The following is a 19,444-nucleotide window of genomic DNA, read 5'->3' as shown; positions in this document are numbered from 1 at the left end:
TGCGCCATGCGATGCACGATTCCTTGCGGAGCGGTAAGCGTTGTCCTCAGCGTGCGTAATTGCTCACGTCCCAACGTTTGGTGCCGGGGACGGCTTATCGGGCGGCAGCTATTTTTGGTGAACCGGGCGGCGAGCACGGTGTTGGCCGTGTTGCAGATCGAAGTCGTCCGGGTTGAACTCCTGGCCGATCCAGTCGATCCGTTCGGCGTGTTCGGGCTGGGTGAGATTGGCCAGAATGGCCAGCAGCTCCTCATAGCTCCAGACGCCGCCCACTTTGGCGTGCACGAGAGGGCGTGACACAGTTTTAGCTGATTTGGTTGCCCGCCGGTTGCGTCATGGCAGCGTGCCCATTTGGCCGACGCGATTGCGATCGGCAGCGCACGATCACGCGCTGCGCTTGACGCTCTCCGGCGCCGCCCCGCCGCCCGTGTGGCCAAAGCGCTGGATGACAAAGCGGCCCGCCTTCTGGCCGGGAAGCTCGATCAGATTGTAGGTGATCCAGGACAGCAGGGTCACCGTCGGCAGGGACGACGGCAACGACGGTCGCGAACCGCAGCGGCGCCGCCGCACCATGGCCGTATTGGCTGATGACGAACACCGCGACAGGGCTGCAAGACCCGGAGATGAATCAGGTAAACGCTGAAGGAAGGCTCGCCCGTCAGATGAAAGACCGGGGTGCTGAGCGTCATGGCCATCGCCCTCGCCAGCGTTCCCGCCGCTTCCGGCAGCATGCGGTACAGCACCAGCGCAAAGAACCCCGCCGCCAGCGCTTCATGCACCAGAAGCTTCCCCGGGTGGCGGACAAGGAGTCGCGGGCGCGGCTGATCGAGTCTTCTGCAATGGCCATGTGTGGCTCCTGGATGTGGGTTGAGTGTGCGTCGCAAAACGTTCTTGTGCGTTGCAGCAATCCATGCGTAGATGGACGAAGTAACGCGGATACGGGATGACCAAAAAGCCAGAACCAAGGGCGGAAACGGCCCACTTCGACGCTCTGCATGGCCTCCGGGGTATCGCTGCTGTTTTGGTGATGCTAGGCCACTTCACCGAATTCACGGGCCGGCGATATGATCTGGCGCCGTCCGGGTTCCTCGCCGTCGACCTGTTTTTCCTGTTGAGCGGCTTCGTGATCGCCCACGCCTACGACGACAAGTTCCGAAAAGGCATGTCATTTTGGGAGTTCGCGGAGATCCGTCTTCTCAGGCTCTACCCGCTATATTTTGCCGCGGTCGGCTTGGCCGTGATCGGCGTGGGTGCAATCGTCGCAACGCATGGGCTGAGTTCGTATTCGCGGCTGGATTTGCTCGCAAGTCTTGGGTTTTCCGTTCTTTTCTTACCCACGCCGCCGTCGCTCTCGACATTTCCCGACGTGCTTTTCCCGCTGAATGGCCCAGCGTGGTCGCTATTTTATGAACTCGTCGCCAATGCCGTTTTTGCCGCGCTGGCCGTAAGGCTGGCTGCTCGGTCACTTGCGCTCATTGTCGGTGTTGCCTTCCTGGCCCTGGTGCTTCTGGCTTGGCAGGGTTTCGTCCTTGGGGGCGGCGCCCATTGGGATGACACGATCGCGGCTCCCGCCCGGATCGCGTTCTCGTTCTTTCTCGGGGTCTTTCTCAACCGATATGCGACTGGGAAGAGTCGGGATGGCAATCTCTATATGCCGTTTCTCCTGACGCTATGCGGCCTGCTCATGATCTTCAGACCCGCCGAACATGTGCAACTATACAGTCTGGCGATCATAGTCCTGGTCTGGCCCTGGCTCGTCCTCGTGGCCTCCCGTTTGCGGCTATCCGGGTTTTGGCGCTGGATTGCGCTCTTCTCCGGCAATATCTCTTACGCCCTCTATGTTCTTCACACGCCGCTCATCCGCCTTTCGAACGCCGTGGTCGAATCTGTGACCGGGGCCTCGTGGAACGAGCACGGCTTGCCGTTCATTCTGGGAACATCCGTCGTCATCATCGCGATCTCTGCATTCGCGCATTATGTCTACGACAAGAACATCCGGACATTGCTGCGGCAGTGGCTTTCACTTTGGCGCGCACGAGAGGGCGTGACACAGTTCTAGCTGGATTTGGTTCGCCGCCGGTTGTGTCATGGCAGCGTGCCGATTTGGCCGACGCTATTGCGATCGGCAGCGCAGGATCACGCGCTGCGCTTGACGCTCTCCAGCGCCGGCGCGCCGCCTTTGCGGCCAAAGCGCCGAACGACGAAGCGGCCCGCCTTCTGGCCGGGAACCTCGATCAGATTGTAGGTGACCCAGGACAAAAGGGTCACCGTCGGCAGGACGACGGCAACGACGATTGCGAAACGCAGCGGCGCCGCCAGCCCGTGGCCGTATTGGCTGATGACGAATGCCGCGACAGGCTGCAACACCAGCAGATGGATCAGGTAGATGCTGAAGGAAAGCTCGCCCATGAGATGAAAGAACCGGTTGGTGAGCGTCATGGCTATCGCCCTCGCCAGCGTTCCCGCCGCCCCCGGCAGCATGCGGTAGAGAACCAGGGCAAAGAACCCCGCCACCAGCACTTCACGCACCAGCAGCTTTTCCAGTCCGTAGTCGCCGCCAAACGGCAGCGCCGCCAGCAGCAGCGCCAAGGCCAGATACAGGATCGGCCGTGGTTGGCTCTGGTGCACGACGCCCCCCAGCAGCATGCCGCACAGGAATATCTGCATCTTCAGCGCCAGGAACGACGGCATCGGAAAATGGACCGACAATCGATCCAGCGCAAACACGATGATGCAGCCAACCGCGGCGACCAGCCCGGCGCTTCTTATCCAGTCGAACCTGCGCACCAACAGCATGATGGCAGGGAAAGCCGCGTAAAACTGCATCTCCAGCCCCAGGCTCCAGTCGGGGAGCGGCGTGCGGTAGGCGAAATCTGGCACCAGGCCGAACAGGAACGTGAGATGGGCAACGATGTTCTTCAGGCCGCCGTCGAGATAGCGCTCGGGCGCCTGATGCGATCTCGACAGGAAATCGTCGATGATCATCCTGCAGTCGTAGAGATAGGGGCCAAGCACGAGTGCCAGCAAAAGCATGACGTAGAACAGTGGCGCGATCCTGAAGTAGCGGCGCGTCCAGAATTTCAGCCATGTTTCCGGTCTTTGCCAGGGCTCCTTGTCCTGGCGCAACTGATAATGAAACACCATCAGGAAGCCGGACAGCATGATGAAGAGATCGACGCCGAGATCCGGCTCGCCGACGATGGGAACACGCCAGCCGGTCAGAAGCAGGCAATGCCCGACAAGCACCCAGATCGCCGCGAGCGCGCGAAGCCCGTCCAGGCATTCGATGCGCGATGACCTTATATCTGTCATTGCGGACTCCGAGATAGAAATGTTGCAGTGCAGCATGGCGGCCGAGGCCGGATTGTCAACCCGCCGCAAGATGACGAATTGCTCTCCGCTGTTACGCAAAAGCGGGTGGGACAAGGAAGTCCACTTCGTCAGTGACTGATCGACGACATGAACAGGCGGCGTTTCTCACGGGAAACGCAGCGCAACTATCTCCGCGACATCGGCGCCCTGGCGACGTTTCTCGGACGCTCGCCGGACACAGCACCATCGACGACCTGAGCCGGTTCCGCCATCGACCTCAAGACAGGCAGGACCCTGTGGGACGAGCTGCTGGGCAGCGCTAACAACAACGGCCCGTTCGGCATCCCGTCCATGCTGCCGCTATCCATCGGAACACCGAACAATGGCGGTCCGCTGGTGCCGGCCGGCGGCTTGACCTTTATTGCCGCGAGCACCGACAACAAGCTGCGCGCGCTCGACATCAAGACCGGAAGGCAGGTCTGGCAGGCCGACCTTCCGACCGGCGGACAGACGATGCCGATGACTATGAAGTCGACGTCAAGCAATACATCGTCATCGCGCCAGGAGGGCATCATTTCATGGAGACGAAGGTCGGCGATGAAGTCATCGCCTATGGGTTTGGCCAGTTTACAGAGCAGCAGTGCCAGGATGATCTGGTTATTAGGGACCGGAGGCTTTCAAACGGTGCGGGCTGCACAAGCCAACGCGCTTTGCCCTAGACCCTAGAAGTCGGAAAAACCTGATTTGGTGCGAGGAATATTTTATCTCGTCTGATTACATACGAGATGCCGGGTTGGTGATAGGGCGACTAGGGGATGCGGAAGTCGCGCAGATGCAGGAACGGCTCGTTCGGCGCGGATTGCCAGTCGGATAGAAGCTACCCCCTCACTGACCTGCGATTGCCATCCCAAGCCCTACGCCCAAGCCAACATGCGAGGCCTGGGAACAGCTTGCCGGCAAGATCGAGGGGGATCCGTGGTCGATAACCAGGCCAACAACCCGAAAGAGGCGCATCGATCCCTGGCGCTCCTATAGCTATCATACCGGCAGCGTGGCCGGGCCATCGTGCGTTCTCTAATCCCTCTAACCTGCCTGCTCCTTTGGAAGGCCGTCAGTTAGATCATAGAAGTCGGATTTCGAGCCGACGAAAATATGTTTGCTAAGCCGAAGGCCGGTCGGCGGGTCGAGAGTACCGGCCGCGACGAAGGTCTGCACGCCAGGAGCCGCCTTCCAGAACAGGTTGCCGCCGCAGCGCGAGCAGAAGCCGCGTTCGACGTAACGCGACGAGCGGTACCACCTGAGCGTGGACGAGGTCAGCAGCATGAGATCGGCCGAGCGGCAGGCCGCCATGGCCGCAAAATTGCCACTTGTTCGCGCGCACTGGGAGCAGTGACAGGCTATCAGCGGGGCAAGCTCGCCTGCGATTTCGTAGCGCACGCCCCCGCATAGGCAATGTCCCGATGACACCTTATCACCCGTTGTTTCCTTCATCGACGGTTCGCACATTCAATTTCGCTAAAATGCAACCAAAATCAGCCCCGCGCCTTTTAATGGCGGGTGGAGCATCGAGTGCATGCGTAACGCCGCAGACCGGCTGAAGTTCATCAAGCCGCAGGAACCGGTCCTGGTCGAGACGCCGCCGGTCAGCGACGACTGGCTGCACGAGAAAGTATAACGGCTTTCGCACCCAGATCATTCTCGACTGGGCTGGCGCGCGCCTTCACCCGCACCGGCATTGATTGGTCCAAGCGCTACTGGCCGATTGTCGCCGCTGCCGAGAAGCTAAAGGCGAAATCTCATGCTCGACGGCGAGAGCGCAAGGCGATCCTGTGGGATTTGATCAAGCCGGCACAAGGCATCATTCAGTACAGCCAACATGTTGAGGGCGGCGGTGCCGAGTTCTTCGAGGCAGCCGAGAAAATGGGCCTCGAAGGCATGATGCCGAAGCGACGGGAAAGCTCCTACCGCAGCGGCGCCAATAACGAGGCCTGGCTGAAAATCAAATGCTGGGACATCTCCGAGTTTGATCTGATTGGCGTGAAGCGACAGGCCGGCAAGTGGACCGAGGGGCTGTTCGCACGGGACGGGAAGTATGTCGGCAAGGCTGTGATCGCCACGACCAACGCAATCAAGGACCGGCTATGGAAACGTGTGCAGCAGGCCCGCAGCAGCCCAGCCGGAGGCCTGCCGAGTGCGGTAGTCACTCCGGACGTCGAACGGGTCAAGCCCATCATGGCGAGCGTCAGGACGCTACGTGGTGAGCGCAAGCTGCGCCATGCGTCGGTGCAGAATTTCAGGGAAGAGTCCTAAAGACGGTCTTGGCGGGCCGCTGGATATAGGAATATAATCCTCCCGTTGCGGCGCCCATTCAACGGAGATCGCCAATGGCCGGGACCAAATTATCCAAGCACCTTTCACAAGCCGAGATTGACCACTTTTTGGCCGAGGCAGAACGGCTGCATAAGAGCATCGTCCAGCTGCGTCTGTCGCCAAGCAGCGAGCATTACCGCTCGCTGCAAAACACGCATGAGGCGCTGTTGAAGACGGTCAAGGATATCACCGGCAAGGATGCGTCGTTCATTAGGTGGCACGGTACAGGACCGGTGCAGCCAACACCGGGCAAACCGGCTTGACGGAACATTAGCGACCTCTAACTATTTGTGCAGTGGCAGACGATGCTCACCCCATCGCTGCTGATGATCGGGACGACCTTCACCGGCTCCTGATCGGCCCGCGCCTCCCGCAAGTGGCGCGGGCTTTGCGTGCACAGAGACAACGGCGAGAAAGTGCGGGTCGTGGAAATCACGCCGGAGCCGAGGAGCGCGAGCTAGGTCAAAGGGAGGAACACAAATGGCCGCCTATCTGATCGCGGATGTAGACATAAAAGACGCTGCCTTGTTCGAGGAATATCGGCGGGACGTTCCGGCCACCGAAGAGCGCTACGGTGGGCGATACCTGGGTCGTGGTGGTGCGACCAAGGTTCTAGAAGGTGATTGGGATCCACACCGACTGGTCATTGTTGAATTCCCCGACATGGCGTCATTGATGGGCTGGTACAATTCTCCTGAATATGCCCGGCTGATCGAGATCCGCAAACGTTCCGCAAATACCAGGATCATTGCGTTAGAAGGGATTGCAACGCCTGCGGCGTGACCATGAGGGCGGCCGAGCGGACCCGACGACCCTTGGGCATCCTCAGCGTCATTTCTTCCACAGCCTCACCCCGGCGCCGCCGCCATTCTCGGCGATGAGAACTCGATGCCGGCAGATTCGAGGGCGCGGCACACGGCGTCGACGTTATTGACCATCCCGACTGCAGGACCGTCGCTGCCTTCCAATCGTTTGATGGTCGGCACCGAGACTTTCGATCGCTCGGCTAGTTCTGATTGGGTGAACCCAGCCAAGATTCGAGCTGCTGCGATCTGTCGGCCTGTCGGCTTATCCATTCGGCAAGCCGATTGCGACTTGGAGGAAACGGCCGACGATGAGGAGCCTGTCGTGCCGGCCATGTCGCTCAGTGCGTGAAAACCGGAGGGCACGAGCTGACAGTGGGTGGCTCAATTGGCGCGCAATCTCTGTTCCCGGGATGCGTTCCATCTGCGACAAAGTGCCGAACGGTGCGGACAGGCTAGGAGAAGGCGGCGGTCGTGCCCGGAAAAGAAGCTTCGATCCTGATCGTCGGCGCGGGCCCAACGGGGCTGACAGCGGCGCTGGAGCTTGCGCGAAGAGGCGCCCATCCCCGCGTCATAGACAAGAAGGACGGACCTACGCCGCTCAGCAAGGCGGTCGGCATCAGTTCACATAGCCTGGATGTTCTCGAAGCGGCGGGGGTAAGCAGCAAGCTGCTCGCAGAGGGGCTCAAGGTGCGTCACGCGCATTTCCATGCAGGAACCCGTGAGCTCGTCACAATCGACTTTTCGCTGCTGCCGCACCGCTACAATTTCCTGCTGTCGCTGCCGCAGCGTGACACCGAAAGGATCATGGCCGAGACAGTCGCGACATTCGGCGTCGACGTCGAATGGCGGACGGAACTGGCCGGCCTCACCCAGCAGGCCGACAAGGTGGAGGTTCGGACCAGGAGAGACGGTGAAGAAGAGCAAAGCCACAACTTCGACATCGTCTTCGGCGCCGCCGGCGCCGACAGCTCGGTCCGCAAATCATCGAGCATCGACTTCGAGGGCTACACGCACAGGCGGCGATGGAGCATCACCGATGCGGAGATCGCGTCCTGGCCTTACGAGGTGGACGCGGCACAGGCTTTCCTGCATCGAGACGGGGACGTCGGCTTCATCATACCGATCGGCGGCAACCGCTTTCGCGCGGTCTCCAACACACCCGATGCGCTGGCGCATGTGCCGGGCAGGTATAGCGTGTCGCAGCTGCTGCGGACCGATCATTTCCACATTCCGGCAAAACAGGCGTCCCGCTATCAAACCGCCCGCGTCTTCCTCGGCGGCGATGCCGCGCATGCGCACTCGCCGCTTGGCGCGCGCGGCATGAATCTCGGTATTGAGGATGCAGCTTGCTTCGCCCGGCGTTTCAACGATGGCACGCTTGCGGGCTACACGGACGAGCGTCGACCGGTGGGAGGTCGCTGGATTGATTTGAGCGAACGTATTCTGTCCACGGCGCAGTCGACCAACAGCTTCGTCCAGACATGCAGGAACTTCGTCATGTTGACGATCGGTTCCTTCCCCATTCTGCAAAAGCCCCTGCTCGAGCGCGTAGCCGGATTGAAGGAATAGATTTCAAACGAGCAACTGCTCGATCCTGATCGGCAGGTCGCGGACGCGCTTGCGTCCACTGAATGCTGAAGATGGTGGTTTATTTGCTCGTCGCCTCTGCCGTATTCCCCAGCACTTTCCGCTGAACCCGCTAACGAACTCGTCCAGAATCCGGCCATAAGACGTTCGCCTGGGATGTGAATCGATCTCCTAGAGCTTTGTCCCGGAACCATTCTTGCCCAGACCAGTTTTGGCAACGACTATCGTGTTCAACGCATCCGAAACTGCGGCGTTCGGTCGACGATCGCCCGGGAGGCTCGCGGACCGCGAAGCAAGGCGTATGGGACCAAGCAAGCTGGGTTGCAGATCACACCAGCGAATAATCCGAAAAGCGGAGTTTGAAGTTTGGCACAGCCGGCGGTTCTATCTCTGGGTAGCATTAATGCCGACCTGAGGTTCGAGGTCGACAAGCCGTTCAGCAGTGACGCGACCGTCAGAGCATCCGGATTTTCTCGAAAGAGCGGCGGAAAGGCTGCCAATGTGGCTTATTTTACGCAGCGGCTCGGATTTCCAACAAAGCTTCTCGGCCAAGTCGGAGACGACGATCTCGCGACGGTGGCCATTGGTCCGTTCATGCAAGAGAATCTCGATTTGGAGGCTGTCTTTGTCGCTCCAAATTCGATGACAGGCATAGCGGTCGTCGTCGTTCCAGCAGATGGCAACAAGTCAATCCTTTCAGTCGCAAACGCCAATATGAACTGGCAAACTCCCGCTGTCGAAAAAGTAGTGCAGGCAATCGACAACGCCCCAGCATCTTCCGTCCTGATCGCCGATTTCGAGGTTCCTCGCATTGTGCTTGGGGCCGCATTCAAAGCTGCGGAAAGGCGCGGCTTCAGGATCATCGTCGACCCAACATTTGCCGATCAAATCGAGAAGACCGATCTAAAACGCTTCTATGCGGTGTCGCCCAACCAAAAGGAAGCAGCGTATGTTTTAGGAATTGAAGTGGCCAATGAAAGTCAGGCCGGCCAGGCGGCAACCGAATTCAACGCGCTAGGGGTTGAAATTGCATGCGTTAAGCTCCCCGACGGTGGCTGCATCCTCCGTGAGAGGAATGAGACGACCGCAATACGAGCGCCCGCTGTCGATGTCGTGGACAAGACGGGGGCCGGCGATGCCTTTATTGCCGCGTTCACTGTCGCGACTTTGGAGGACAAATCGGCATATGAAGCCGCCTGCTGGGGCGTTGCGGCTTCAACCTTCTCGGTTGGTCGGAAGGGCACGCAGGCGTCTTATCCCACACGGTCGGAGTTCGATCAGATGCTCGCTGCTGTATTGAAGAAGAATGGCCGGTGACATGGCGGACTGTTCGGCTTGGCGCTCTGCCAGGAGTTGGTGACCGACGCTGAGCTCTGTGAACGCTCCAGTCAAAAGCCGCGCGTCGATTTTTCGGAGCCACTACAACTCTGATAGGGCCTTGGCCATTTCTCTCCAAACTTCCATGGAGGCGACCTGGCCAGGAACAGAAAGATTTCCACTGGCGCTAACGACGGGCCGCGAGATGCCTACATAGGTTTGCCCGATGACAGTTCGTAGCCCGTTCACCAATAAGGATCAGATCTAGCGGGTGCGCAAGGCACTGGCGCGCGAGCCGCAAAAAGAAGGGCAAAAAGCGGCCGTCCACGAATTGAAAGCCAAGCTGCACATCTTCGCAGAGGCTGGGATCGTCGGCACATTCGAACGGGCCTGACCGGCTCCTGGCAGAACAAGCAAATTTTGGACAAATCGTCCTTTCTTTTCGCTGCCCGTCATCGTGAGAAACAACAGCAACACGTGTCCTGCGTTCTCCCTGTTCCCAGTCCAGTCTCGGCAGCGAGCTTAGTCGCCGTGCATGGCCGCGCTGGCGTTCGCTCTCGACCTTGTCTTACAATGGACGCCCACTCTCCAACGGCACCGATCCGGCCGATCTCATGCCGTAGCGCATCCGGCGTCCCGGCAATTCGCGTGGCTTCGGCGACCCTGGTGGCTCCTTCTATTGAAGCCTGCTGAGATCCACCGCGTCTCGATTGTAGAGTTGCCCTTCGCGCATTTGCGGCGAATGCCAAGCCGCAAGAGCCGCGGCTTCGCGAGAGCTGGCGACCGCCGCACTTGTTCCAGAACTATCGTGGGCCTGAGCTTGTTCCCCGGTTCCTCGTTTGATTCGACGTTCTTGTGGTACGGCCTGTGACGTCTGTAAGAAAATAGATCGCGTTCTGGCTGAGCCCCGCAAGCGCCGCCATTCGGCACGCCCGAATGTGCCGACCCCTGCCCGGCGGCGAGCACGCAATAACCGATCTCTCGATCAGTTTTCGAATCCCGTCGACGCGGATAATTGCGCGGGTTTCGACACGCTCCCCTTCCAGGGAAGCTCGCTAACTGAAACCGGAACAGAACGTTTTCGCCGCCCCGCCGTTTTCGCAATTGGAGACGTGCGGTTCCGCACGGACGTAAACAGGATTGTGGATTGAAGGTGACAAGCAATACATGCCCGGACGGGCCAAAAGGAATTGTGATCGCATGCTCCGCGCCAGGCAGCGAAGCTCTCTTCGCCCATGAACGGCACGCGATCAATGCGGTCGCCCGCCAGATCGCTGTACTCAAAGGGTTTGCATTCGAGGGCGATCTTAGCGCGTTCAAGTTGGACGGAGAATACTTGTACTACGTCCCGGACGACAGCCTGCTTCTCGCCGATGCGAGCCGAATGGGAATCGCAGGTCCAAAAGACTTTTTTGGCGGCGTGCTTCCGTCCCGGCTGGCAATGACCAAAGTCATCACGCATGACGTGATCGGCGCGTCCGCATTTCGTCCTGATGACTGGCCAGCGGAATTCCCTGAACGGGTCAGCGCTGCGGTTTTGCCGGGTTACAGCACGTTCTCCCGAACGGACACTTTGCAAGCGGCGGATCGGCTCCTGCGGCAAGGACCAGTTCGTCTTAAGCCTCCACTTGCATCGCGCGGACGCGAACAACAGATCGCTTCTTCCGTGTCGGAAGTCGAAGCTTTCCTGGAACGCTATCAAGCTTCGGATCTAGAAAAACACGGGCTCGTTCTAGAGACGAATCTGGCTGACATCGCCACGCTAAGCGTCGGAATAGCGGATGTAGACGAGATCGCCATTGCGTACGTCGGCACGCAGAGAATAACGGCGGATAATGCGGGACTGCCCGTTTATGGCGGGTCCGATATCATCGCCGTACGCGGGGGATGGGAGGCACTCGCAGGCCTCAGTCTTTTATCTGCTTCAGCGCTGGCGGTCGCGCAGGCGAGAACATATGACGCAGCGATGATCGAGTGTCCCGGATTTTTCGCATCGCGGCGCAACTATGACATCGGCCAAGGGACCGACTGGTCTGGGAAGTGGAAGTCGGGAGTGCTCGAAGCCTGCTGGCGGATCGGCGGCAGCAGCACCGCCGAACTTGCGGCCATGAATGTCATGCAACAGCACCCCGATGTCCAGACCGTATGCGCTTCGGCGGTCAAGGCTTTTGGCACAAATTGTCGGCCGCCGGCCAACGCTACCGTGCATTTTCAAGGAGAGGATCCCGACGAGGGTGCCATCACGCGCTACACGGCGGTTACGCGGATATCACGGAAGATCGCTTAGCGACGAGCACGGGAGTGATTGACGAACTCGAAAGACAGGCCGCCGCAAACACGTCGAAGCTCAAGGTTCGAAAAAGGGGCGGCAAGACGATCATCGATGGCGAAGTCGAGTTGGATGGGCTCGTGATGGTGGTCGTGGGTGCTACGGCAGGCGGCCCTTAGACCCGGTCGTCTCCTTCGGCTTGCCTGGAATCAAGGAACATGGCGAGGAGTCTTTTGTTCGGGAGTTACAGGAACCGAATTGATGGAGCGACTGAAAATGCGACAAGATATCGTGGCTGGCGCGAAGTTCCCCGATTACGTTCTACCCGACCACACCAAGACGCCACGGCGGCTGTCGGACCTGCAGGGCGACCAGCTGATGATCGTGATGCTGACGCGTGGATTCTTCTGCCCGAAAGACCGGCAGCAAGTGCTCGAACTGGTGCGGTTTCACCCGCAATTGGTCGTCGGCTACACCCAGCTCGTCACGATCACCACGGACGATTGGCATACGACCAACAATTACCGCCAGCAGACCTCGGCGCCTTGGCCCTTTCTGTATGATGAGGAACGGCTCGTGCAGAAGGACCTGGACATCAAGGAATACACCGACACCACGCACGACGTGATGGTCCCGCACACGATCGTGTTGGGGCGGGACCTCGAAGTCTTCAAGGTCTACAACGGTTATTATTACTGGGGCCGCCCCTCCACCGCCGAATTGCACATAGAGCTGCGCGAACTGGCGCGAAGAACCTATCGCGACTGGGACATCACCGAACCCGAGCTACGGGAGAAATGGAACAAAGGCGATAAATCCGACTTCTACCCCTATGGCGGGAATTCCATCTCTATGGCGACACTCATGCTCCAGATGGCCGGAGCGGTCGACCAATATGCCGGCCGGGCAAAGAGAAGCTGAACGGATGAAGCCTGCATCGCTCGCGGCGGTCTTCTCGCAGTGACGCTTTTCGTCCAGCCACGCTTGGTAAACGGCCCCTTTTCCGATCCGGGCGTGCTACTGGATTTCCGCTTCGGCAACAGGGCCTTGCTGTTCGATCTCGGAGATCTTTCGACCCTTTCGCCGCGTGAAATCCTGCGGATCTCGCACGTCTTCGTGACGCATATGCATATGGATCACTTCAGCGGTTTCGACCGCCTGCTCAGGCTGTCGCTTTACCGGGACAGACGCGTCCATATCGTCGGACCGCCCGGTCTGACTGACGCCGTCGAGGCCAAGTTGCGGGCTTACACGTGGAACCTGCTGGACGAGCGGTCCCATGATTTGGAGATTGCCGCCTCCGACTGGGCGGAGGGAGGATTCATTACCGAGGCCATCTTCAGGGCGCGCAACGCTTTTGTTCGCGAAAACCAGCAGCCGTCGGAAGCGCGGCTTCCGCTCGACGATCCGGAATTCAAGGTCGTTGCGGTCACGCTTGATCATGGCATTCCTTGCCTGGCCTTCGCATTCCAGGAGAAAATCAGGGTCAACGTTCACAAGACGCGTCTCGACGAGCTCCGCCTTCCAGTTGGTCCCTGGCTGACCGAAGCCAAACGGGCCGTTCGCAGCGGCGCCGGGCCTGCAACCGAGTTCATGCCCACCAAGGACAGGAAGGTAGTTCTGGGAGAGCTGCTGCAAAGCCAAGCGCTCGTTTGCGCGCCGGGCCAGCGCGTTGCCTATGCCACTGACCTGGCCTTCCATTCCTTGAACATAACCCGGCTTTGCAGCTTGGCGCGCGGCGCCGATCAACTCTTTATCGAAGGTGGATTCTTGCAGGAGGATCGGGAACTCGCCGCTTCAAAGAAGCACCTGACAGCAGTGCAGGCGGGCGAGATCGCCCGCCTGGCGGCAGTGGACTTCGCTCACCAGATGCATTTCTCGCCGCGCTATCTCGGACGGGAGGACGAACTGCGGGCCGAATTCGAGCTTGCGTTCCACGGCCGCTCGGTTGCGCGTAGATAGTAAATGCTGCGGAACATTCACGCGGCGAGGCGGTTCTGGAAACATCAGGATTCCAGGAGGAAACCATGGCAACGAAACTCAAAGACGGCAAGACCGCAAAATCTTCCCAAGGGGCGCACGGAGGCAACCGTGCAGGCAATCAGGACAAACGCGACGAACAGCCGAAGAAAAGCAGTCAGGCGGCCGGCAAAGACCCGCGCCGCGGCAAGGATTGAACCACGCTGTTCCCGTTTTTCTCGAAGCAGCGTTGCGGCGAGCTGGCGCAGGTCGCGTCCCCGCAGGTGGTGTAGCTTGGCGGCAGCGAAGCCGCTGGCGAGCGCGTTCTCGATAGCGCTGTAGCGATCGAACGGCTTTGCGATGGTCATCTGACGGCTCGCCGGTAAGGCCAGGTTGCTGACACCTTGAGGAACCGGTGCCGTCGAAGCGCAATATCGCTCCCTGCTTCGGCTGGTGTGATCGATCGACCTGACCCCAACGAACTCCTGCTTCAGAAGGAACCGTAGCGGCGCGGCATCGTTGATCAAGTCGCAGACGGGGCTTCAAGTCGGTTGATGACCTTGACGCTTCCGATGGACCGATTTTATGGCTGGCAGCGCCATCGAGCCGGCGAACTCGGGCTCGCCATCGCAGACTGTGGCGCCATCACCTGTGGAGACACAACTGGCGCTTGGAGACATGGCTCGCGCAGACGCTGGCGGTCGCCTTTGTGTCATCGCCGTTGCGGTTCCGCTCCTGTTCATGATCAGCGGGCTTGTCATTCGGTATGCTGCATTCCATTCAGTCTCGGCAGTACCAGGCTTCGAAGCTTATGCGCGTGCGCTCTGCAGGTGGGATTGCGCGTGGTATGTGGACATTTCCGAACACGGCTACGAGCGTTTTCCCATTCCAGGCCAAAGCAACGTCGGACGCTGGGGCTTCTTTCCATTGTATCCCATGCTCGTGACGACTCTTCGGTTTGCTTTCCCTTTTCCCACGATTCTGATCGCGACGATCACCTCGATTGCCTGCAGCTACGCCGCCTGTCTTGTGGCATGGCCACTGCTGGAGAAGAACATGCGCGCTTATACACTGTATTGCGCTTTCCTGCTTAGCGGCCCGTTCTCCTTCCACTTCACCACGTTCCTTACCGAACCTCTTTTCGTGCTCCTGACTTCGTGCGTCTTTTTGGCACTCAAGCGCTCCAACTACCTGGCCGCTGGCGTTTCATGCGCTTTGCTGTCGGCAACGAGGGTGGTCGGGGTCCTTGCTGTGTTTGCAAGCGTCATCCAAATGTTCGAGCAGCACCGCCAGCAGGGCGGGTCGGCGGTGTCTTTCCCGCGATGGGTGCTTGGTCGTCCGGATATGGTCGTAGCTATCTTCATCTCGCCCGCCGGCTTGTTTGCTTACATGCTCTTTTTGTACGTCACTGTCGGGGACGGGTTTGCGTTCTTGCACGTCCAGCGCGCGTTTGGGCGGATTGCTGGCGATCCGCTCCTTTTTCTATGGGACGGTCTCTCTGCTGTTCCGACAAAAGGATGGCTGCCCACGGCCCCGCAATGGAGCGCGCTCGCAGCGATTATAGGGCTGACCCTATCGGTCGTTCTGGCGGCTCGCAGGCGATATGGCGCTGCGCTCTTCTGTGCGAGCAGCATCATCCTGCCGTTGATCACCAACCTGGCTTCCATGATCAGATACGTCATTGGGCTTGCGCCGCTGATGATGTTGATTGCCGAGCTGCTGTCGGTATCGAAGCTGACCTATCTCGTGACTTTGGCTCTTTTCCTGAGCGCATGTTATTTCATGACTGTGGCATGGATTGGAGGCTATCTTGCCCTGGTCTGACGGCCTGTCATCCTATGGCCGTGCTGCCTCGACCGGCGGCTACGCGCTGGCGGTGGTTTTGGCCGTGTCCGAGATCATCATCCTTGCACTCGCTCTCAATCCAGATGTCAACGCTGATTATCGGGCCTATTACATTGATCGCACGACGACGTGCCTCAATCGCGATGCGGTTGGCAGCTACACTCCTGGGCAGACGGTATCTTTCCGGTCCGACGGTGCCAAACAAGCAGCCGGAATGATGGTCTGCGGTTGGTCGGGGCCGGTAGCCGACGGAACCCATTCGCTCGGCGAGACCTCTCGGCTGAGGCTGGAAATACCTTCGCTTCGCGACGGGTTTACAGCCACGCTACAAATGTCTGCCGTCATTCGTCCACCACAAACCATACAAAGGGTAATGATCTCGGTGAACGGAGTTCGGGTACACGAAGTAACACTGTCGAGCCAAGACCCGACGACGATCTCGTTCGCGATCCCGCACGCAGCATTTGCCAGCGCAAAGGTACTCGAAGTGACTTTCGACTATCGCGACGGGATTCCGCCAAGCCCCGCCGCCAGCAAGATCTACAAACGCGCCATTAAATTGGTGTCGTTCCGGCTGGACGCCGGCTAGAGCACTTCACTTTTCCGCTGAAACGGCGACGTGCCCTAGCTCTTTGTATTGACGCAATTCCGGACGGAAAGCCGCTTCACAACTTTCTGGAGTTGCCCTAGTTCAGCGGCAGCAACAGTTCCGTGCTCGCCTCATGTGCCTGCACCTCCGGGATGGAGGAGAGCCGGCGTTGGCAATAGATCGGGAAGTCGCGTGCCTCCCCGCAGTTGGCCAATAGTCAAGCGATAGAGGTAGAGCGCGGCGGGCTCGAGATCGTTTTTAGCGCAGCACCGCGCAGCATGCGGCGGGATCACGCCAGCTTTCATTAGCGCGTCATTCGCCTCGATCGACTGATCGGTCTGGGACGGCGGCTCCCTTTCGGAACGGAAGACCATGAAAGTAGAGCTTGTCAGCGGCGACGAGCCATTCGCTTTGGGCCAGGCCCTGAACCGCCGGAAGGTGTCTTCGGGCGTCACCCGGTCCCCGCGATACTCGACCACCACCACCGGCGTAGGCGGCACATCACGGATCGTCGTGGTCAAAGATTATCTGCATGGGCTCGTTGCTTGCGTTGTCGAGGGGCCCCGAAGGCCATAAGCCACGACCCACAGCTGGGAGATATTCGGAGCGACGAAGGCGATTGCCCGAACCGTCGCCGAGAGGCGCGGGCGAACACATCGGGCGCATCGTAACCTGCATCCATGGCTATGTCCGTGACGCTTTGGGCGTCCATGTCGGCGAGCCGGTACGACGCGCGCCAAGGCCAGCTCATCGTCCAGATGCTGGTCAATGTGAGCACCCGCAGGTTTCAAGTGCCGCCTTCATTGCCTCTCTTCCTGCGTGGTGACACCAGCCAGGCCCTCCCGGGCATGGCGCTCGACCGATCCTGCGATTTGGATGGTTCTTCAACATGTGCTGCCAGCAACGGCTTGAAGGCAAAGCGATCGACGGTTGAACGGAGCCCGGCATCATCCAATCGTAAGTGGAAGCCGTGCTTCAGCAAGCGGCTTTGGAGCAGTTCATCGTTTCCGTGAAACGGTGAACTGTTTTGGAACGAATCTTTCTGGCCGATCACGCGTCAACCATCGCCGGACTGATCGGGAATGTGTTCTGCAAAGACCCATCGGTGGAGCACGACGAAATTGATCGCGGGCACAAGCAAGCAGGTAATCGTGATGGGAAAGATGAGCGGCAGGCCCAGCTTCGCCGTCAAGAGCGCCGGCGCGCCATAGGCGATGGCCAAGCCGATCGCCGCCAGCAAGAGAAAACGCGGAGCCTCTGATCTATGCAAACCGCGCGACATGAAGGTTACTGACCTGTGCGCGAGATAGGAAAACAAGGCTGCGGCTGCGTATGCTGCAAGGGACGCTTGAACGGGGCTGAAGCCGAACCGTTCCGATTTGACAAAGACATCCGCCAAGGCGGCATACAGGATTGTGGCGGCGACGCCGACCAGGCCGAAGCGCGCCAGAAGCTTCAGGACGGTGCCAGCGGCAGGCCGAAATTCAGACACGGGCACTACACGCATACTGGGCGCCAAGCGGCAGCGGCGCGAGGGCACGCTCAACCTTTCTGGCGAATCTGCCGGCCGACGGGAGCAGCAGGAAATGCTCGCATCGAACCTCCCTGAAGCCTGCTTGTCGAAAGAGGGCCGCTGCTTTGACCGCGTTGAGCAGGACCGCGTCTTGGTCAAACGGACATCGGAGCACCGCCAGGCGCGTCAGCGGATTATAGGGATTGTGCTCGATGATGCAGGCGACGCCGCCTTGCCGCACGACGCGTCGCATCTCGCGAAAAAAAACGAGCCAGGATGCGGGCGAAACATGATGAACAACACAACTGGCAAAAGCCAGGTCGAACACGCAGTCGTCATAAGGCAGGGCCGTCGTGGTGCATGTCCTATAGACGACGCCCGGATTGTCCTCGCTGGCGCGCTGGATCGACTCTTGCGAGACGTCGCAGCCATCCAGGCGCTCGAAAGCCCCGTCTAGATAAGGATGGAGCGAACCGACACCGCAGCCCACATCAAGCGCCCGCAGCATGGCTCCCCGTCGACGAAGTCCTCGCTCGGCGACTAGGCGTCGCAGCAGGTCGGCCTTTGCGACCAAAAAGAATGCGTGCTTGAGTCCGGAAAAGCGGATCGACGCATCGATCGTCTCTCCATAACTGGATCTATAGCTGTCGAAGAGTTCGGACACTGGGAGCGGCTCCGTTCTTAGGCTTGCGAAACGATCTCCGGTTCCCACCAGCGATGGCACGCACCGGCTCGTCGAAGCCGGTAAGCCGATCGATCACGTAAAGAGGGCGGCGTTTCACTTCGGCGTGGATGCTACCGACATAGAGGCCGACCACGCCTGTCATGAAAAGATTGATGCCGCACAGGAACGATACGATCACAACGGTGGACGTCCAGCCGGCAATGACGCCGGTTTCAAAAATCCAGGCGAACACGGCATAAGCGCCAAAGGCCAGCGCAAGTGCAGAAATGGCCGATCCGCCCCAAAGCGCAAAGTGAAGCGGCTTTTCCGAGAAGCTGACAATGGCGTGGACAGCAAGGTGCATCATCTTCCAGAAAGGGTATTTGGTCTGGCCGATGGTCCTCGGGGGGCGTTCGAATGGCACTCCCGCTTGCTTGAATCCCATCCAGCCGAACATGCCCCTCACGAAGCGATCGTGTTCAGGCATGTGTTTGAAGACGTCCAGCGCATGGCGGCCGACCAGACGGAAGTCCCCGACGTTGCGCGGGATGTTGACCGACGTCATCTTCTCGAGGAAACGGTAGAAAAGATCGGCGCTAAGCCGCTTGAACCAGGATTCGCCCTCGCGCTTGACACGGCGGGCGTAGACGATCTCGAAACCTTCCTTCCACTTTGCCACGAGATCAAGAACGACCTCCGGTGGATCTTGCAGGTCGGCATCCATGACGATGACTGCATCCCCCGCAGCAGCATCCATGCCAGCCGTGATCGCAATCTGGTGTCCGAAATTACGGGAAAGTTCGATAAGCCGGAAGCGAGGTTCGGCGGTGACCACCTGCCGAAGGTATTTGACGCTGCCGTCATGGCTACCGTCATCGACAAAAATTGCCTCAGTCTCTCCGTCCAGCCGACTGATCAGTGACCTGATCCGTTCGATCAGTCGCGGCAGCACTTGTTCTTCATTATATATCGGCAGGACCAGCGAGTAGCGCGGCGACGCGTTCACTCCCGTCCCGACGCTTTGGATCACAGGGGCTCGCATGCGGATGAAAATGAAACGCCCGCACCAAAGTTCCATAAGACGCAGCTAATTTAGAAAATTTTAGATATGGCGAGTCGGGGGGAAAGACAGGCGCGCTGCTGCCCATGCTCAAAACTCAATAGTCCATATCTGCAGCCTCGTCGCGACCGCGAGCCGCCTGAGGCAACCACA

At 59.4% G+C, this 19,444-nt stretch carries 24 protein-coding genes and 1 pseudogene; 14 read left to right on the top strand and 11 right to left on the bottom strand.

Annotated features, from left to right (window positions below):
* Positions 1-108: 108 nt before the first annotated feature.
* Both NKJ01_RS24105 and NKJ01_RS24100 read right to left on the bottom strand, forming a co-directional pair.
* Complete coding sequence (locus NKJ01_RS24105) at positions 109-273, bottom strand: IS1096 element passenger TnpR family protein (protein ID WP_352731591.1); 165 nt, start codon at positions 271-273, stop codon at positions 109-111.
* Between the two features lie 111 nt (positions 274-384).
* Positions 385-537 (bottom strand): hypothetical protein, encoded by a 153-nt coding sequence (locus NKJ01_RS24100; protein ID WP_352731588.1) that lies wholly within the window; start codon positions 535-537, stop codon positions 385-387.
* A gap of 406 nt (positions 538-943) precedes the next feature.
* Between NKJ01_RS24100 and NKJ01_RS24095 the strand changes: the two genes are divergently transcribed.
* Entirely contained in the window at positions 944-2,059 is a 1,116-nt protein-coding gene (locus NKJ01_RS24095) for an acyltransferase family protein (RefSeq protein WP_352731585.1), read from the top strand.
* A gap of 77 nt (positions 2,060-2,136) precedes the next feature.
* On the opposite strand, the gene NKJ01_RS24090 is transcribed toward NKJ01_RS24095, so the two are convergent.
* Positions 2,137-3,312 (bottom strand): acyltransferase family protein, encoded by a 1,176-nt coding sequence (locus NKJ01_RS24090; RefSeq protein ID WP_352731582.1) that lies wholly within the window; start codon positions 3,310-3,312, stop codon positions 2,137-2,139.
* 270 nt (positions 3,313-3,582) lie between these two features.
* On the opposite strand from NKJ01_RS24090, the gene NKJ01_RS24085 reads away from it, so the two are divergent.
* Positions 3,583-4,038, top strand: coding sequence for an outer membrane protein assembly factor BamB family protein (locus NKJ01_RS24085; RefSeq protein WP_352731617.1), 456 nt, complete (start codon positions 3,583-3,585; stop codon positions 4,036-4,038).
* Positions 4,039-4,395: 357 nt separating this feature from the next.
* Here NKJ01_RS24085 and NKJ01_RS24080 read toward each other — a convergent pair whose 3' ends face one another.
* The gene (locus NKJ01_RS24080; protein WP_352731580.1) at positions 4,396-4,818 is read right to left on the bottom strand and encodes a GFA family protein; all 423 of its coding nucleotides are present in this window, start codon (positions 4,816-4,818) and stop codon (positions 4,396-4,398) included.
* Between the two features lie 330 nt (positions 4,819-5,148).
* Between NKJ01_RS24080 and NKJ01_RS24075 the strand changes: the two genes are divergently transcribed.
* The 3 genes from NKJ01_RS24075 to NKJ01_RS24065 all read left to right on the top strand — a co-directional run bounded on the left by NKJ01_RS24075 (position 5,149) and on the right by NKJ01_RS24065 (position 6,465).
* Positions 5,149-5,622 carry a hypothetical protein gene (locus tag NKJ01_RS24075; RefSeq protein ID WP_352731577.1) on the top strand — a complete coding sequence of 158 codons (474 nt, stop codon included), beginning with the start codon at positions 5,149-5,151 and terminating at the stop codon, positions 5,620-5,622.
* A 74-nt stretch (positions 5,623-5,696) separates the two neighbouring features.
* A complete protein-coding gene (locus NKJ01_RS24070) occupies positions 5,697-5,945 on the top strand; it encodes a hypothetical protein (protein ID WP_352731574.1) in 249 nt (82 codons plus the stop codon).
* Positions 5,946-6,162: 217 nt separating this feature from the next.
* Positions 6,163-6,465, top strand: a complete 303-nt coding sequence (locus NKJ01_RS24065; protein WP_023759977.1) for a DUF1330 domain-containing protein — start codon at positions 6,163-6,165, stop codon at positions 6,463-6,465.
* Positions 6,466-6,530: 65 nt separating this feature from the next.
* Here the strand turns inward: NKJ01_RS24065 and NKJ01_RS24060 are convergent, their stop codons facing one another.
* Positions 6,531-6,758 (bottom strand): helix-turn-helix transcriptional regulator, encoded by a 228-nt coding sequence (locus tag NKJ01_RS24060; protein ID WP_352731571.1) that lies wholly within the window; start codon positions 6,756-6,758, stop codon positions 6,531-6,533.
* Positions 6,759-6,959: 201 nt separating this feature from the next.
* Here NKJ01_RS24060 and NKJ01_RS24055 point away from each other — a divergent pair, with 201 nt between their 5' ends.
* From NKJ01_RS24055 to NKJ01_RS24025, 7 genes are all read left to right on the top strand, one after another.
* Positions 6,960-8,057 carry an FAD-dependent oxidoreductase gene (locus NKJ01_RS24055; protein WP_352731568.1) on the top strand — a complete coding sequence of 366 codons (1,098 nt, stop codon included), beginning with the start codon at positions 6,960-6,962 and terminating at the stop codon, positions 8,055-8,057.
* A gap of 384 nt (positions 8,058-8,441) precedes the next feature.
* Positions 8,442-9,392: a PfkB family carbohydrate kinase gene (locus NKJ01_RS24050; RefSeq protein ID WP_352731565.1), complete on the top strand. Its 951-nt coding sequence runs from the start codon at positions 8,442-8,444 to the stop codon at positions 9,390-9,392.
* A gap of 271 nt (positions 9,393-9,663) precedes the next feature.
* Positions 9,664-9,786, top strand: a complete 123-nt coding sequence (locus tag NKJ01_RS24045) for a hypothetical protein (protein WP_352731562.1) — start codon at positions 9,664-9,666, stop codon at positions 9,784-9,786.
* Positions 9,787-10,545: 759 nt separating this feature from the next.
* The gene (locus tag NKJ01_RS24040; protein ID WP_352731614.1) at positions 10,546-11,679 is read left to right on the top strand and encodes a DUF3182 family protein; all 1,134 of its coding nucleotides are present in this window, start codon (positions 10,546-10,548) and stop codon (positions 11,677-11,679) included.
* A 14-nt stretch (positions 11,680-11,693) separates the two neighbouring features.
* Complete coding sequence (locus NKJ01_RS24035; RefSeq protein ID WP_352731559.1) at positions 11,694-11,840, top strand: hypothetical protein; 147 nt, start codon at positions 11,694-11,696, stop codon at positions 11,838-11,840.
* 82 nt (positions 11,841-11,922) lie between these two features.
* Complete coding sequence (locus NKJ01_RS24030) at positions 11,923-12,582, top strand: redoxin domain-containing protein (protein ID WP_352731557.1); 660 nt, start codon at positions 11,923-11,925, stop codon at positions 12,580-12,582.
* 39 nt (positions 12,583-12,621) lie between these two features.
* Positions 12,622-13,623, top strand: coding sequence for a ribonuclease Z (locus NKJ01_RS24025; RefSeq protein WP_352731555.1), 1,002 nt, complete (start codon positions 12,622-12,624; stop codon positions 13,621-13,623).
* A 44-nt stretch (positions 13,624-13,667) separates the two neighbouring features.
* Here NKJ01_RS24025 and NKJ01_RS24020 read toward each other — a convergent pair whose 3' ends face one another.
* Positions 13,668-13,988: a hypothetical protein gene (locus tag NKJ01_RS24020; RefSeq protein WP_352731622.1), complete on the bottom strand. Its 321-nt coding sequence runs from the start codon at positions 13,986-13,988 to the stop codon at positions 13,668-13,670.
* Between the two features lie 217 nt (positions 13,989-14,205).
* Between NKJ01_RS24020 and NKJ01_RS24015 the strand changes: the two genes are divergently transcribed.
* Both NKJ01_RS24015 and NKJ01_RS24010 read left to right on the top strand, forming a co-directional pair.
* A complete protein-coding gene (locus NKJ01_RS24015; protein WP_352731553.1) occupies positions 14,206-15,444 on the top strand; it encodes a putative hexosyltransferase in 1,239 nt (412 codons plus the stop codon).
* Positions 15,431-16,054 carry a hypothetical protein gene (locus tag NKJ01_RS24010; protein ID WP_023759965.1) on the top strand — a complete coding sequence of 208 codons (624 nt, stop codon included), beginning with the start codon at positions 15,431-15,433 and terminating at the stop codon, positions 16,052-16,054. The genes NKJ01_RS24015 and NKJ01_RS24010 overlap by 14 nt, the downstream gene beginning before the upstream one ends.
* Before the next feature lie 97 nt (positions 16,055-16,151).
* Here NKJ01_RS24010 and NKJ01_RS24005 read toward each other — a convergent pair.
* The 5 genes and pseudogenes from NKJ01_RS24005 to NKJ01_RS23985 form a co-directional block, all read right to left on the bottom strand.
* Positions 16,152-16,790 (bottom strand): annotated as a pseudogene (locus NKJ01_RS24005) (AraC family transcriptional regulator); the annotation flags it as partial.
* A 51-nt stretch (positions 16,791-16,841) separates the two neighbouring features.
* Entirely contained in the window at positions 16,842-17,108 is a 267-nt protein-coding gene (locus NKJ01_RS24000; protein ID WP_352731551.1) for a hypothetical protein, read from the bottom strand.
* A gap of 3 nt (positions 17,109-17,111) precedes the next feature.
* Positions 17,112-17,594, bottom strand: a complete 483-nt coding sequence (locus NKJ01_RS23995; RefSeq protein WP_352731549.1) for a GtrA family protein — start codon at positions 17,592-17,594, stop codon at positions 17,112-17,114.
* Complete coding sequence (locus NKJ01_RS23990; protein ID WP_352731547.1) at positions 17,539-18,231, bottom strand: class I SAM-dependent methyltransferase; 693 nt, start codon at positions 18,229-18,231, stop codon at positions 17,539-17,541. Before NKJ01_RS23990 ends, NKJ01_RS23995 begins: the two co-directional genes overlap by 56 nt.
* On the bottom strand, positions 18,206-19,273 hold the full coding sequence (locus tag NKJ01_RS23985) for a glycosyltransferase family 2 protein (RefSeq protein ID WP_352731612.1): 1,068 nt from the start codon (positions 19,271-19,273) through the stop codon (positions 18,206-18,208). Before NKJ01_RS23985 ends, NKJ01_RS23990 begins: the two co-directional genes overlap by 26 nt.
* Positions 19,274-19,444 lie beyond the last annotated feature (171 nt).

Source organism: Mesorhizobium sp. M0276 (assembly GCF_040321755.1).
Taxonomy (GTDB): Bacteria; Pseudomonadota; Alphaproteobacteria; order Rhizobiales; family Rhizobiaceae; genus Mesorhizobium.
This window is presented reverse-complemented; position numbering and strand designations above follow the sequence as displayed.

Excerpts from the sequence above, each read along its gene's own strand:
- NKJ01_RS24095 (WP_352731585.1), top strand. The coding sequence starts at position 944 with ATGACCAAAAAGCCAGAACCAAGGGCGGAAACGGCCCACTTCGACGCT.
- NKJ01_RS24090 (WP_352731582.1), bottom strand. The coding sequence starts at position 3,312 with ATGACAGATATAAGGTCATCGCGCATCGAATGCCTGGACGGGCTTCGC.
- NKJ01_RS24080 (WP_352731580.1), bottom strand. The coding sequence starts at position 4,818 with ATGTGCGAACCGTCGATGAAGGAAACAACGGGTGATAAGGTGTCATCG.
- NKJ01_RS24070 (WP_352731574.1), top strand. The coding sequence starts at position 5,697 with ATGGCCGGGACCAAATTATCCAAGCACCTTTCACAAGCCGAGATTGAC.
- NKJ01_RS24065 (WP_023759977.1), top strand. The coding sequence starts at position 6,163 with ATGGCCGCCTATCTGATCGCGGATGTAGACATAAAAGACGCTGCCTTG.
- NKJ01_RS24060 (WP_352731571.1), bottom strand. The coding sequence starts at position 6,758 with ATGGATAAGCCGACAGGCCGACAGATCGCAGCAGCTCGAATCTTGGCT.
- NKJ01_RS24030 (WP_352731557.1), top strand. The coding sequence starts at position 11,923 with ATGGAGCGACTGAAAATGCGACAAGATATCGTGGCTGGCGCGAAGTTC.
- NKJ01_RS24020 (WP_352731622.1), bottom strand. The coding sequence starts at position 13,988 with ATGACCATCGCAAAGCCGTTCGATCGCTACAGCGCTATCGAGAACGCG.
- NKJ01_RS24015 (WP_352731553.1), top strand. The coding sequence starts at position 14,206 with ATGGCTGGCAGCGCCATCGAGCCGGCGAACTCGGGCTCGCCATCGCAG.
- NKJ01_RS23985 (WP_352731612.1), bottom strand. The coding sequence starts at position 19,273 with ATGCGAGCCCCTGTGATCCAAAGCGTCGGGACGGGAGTGAACGCGTCG.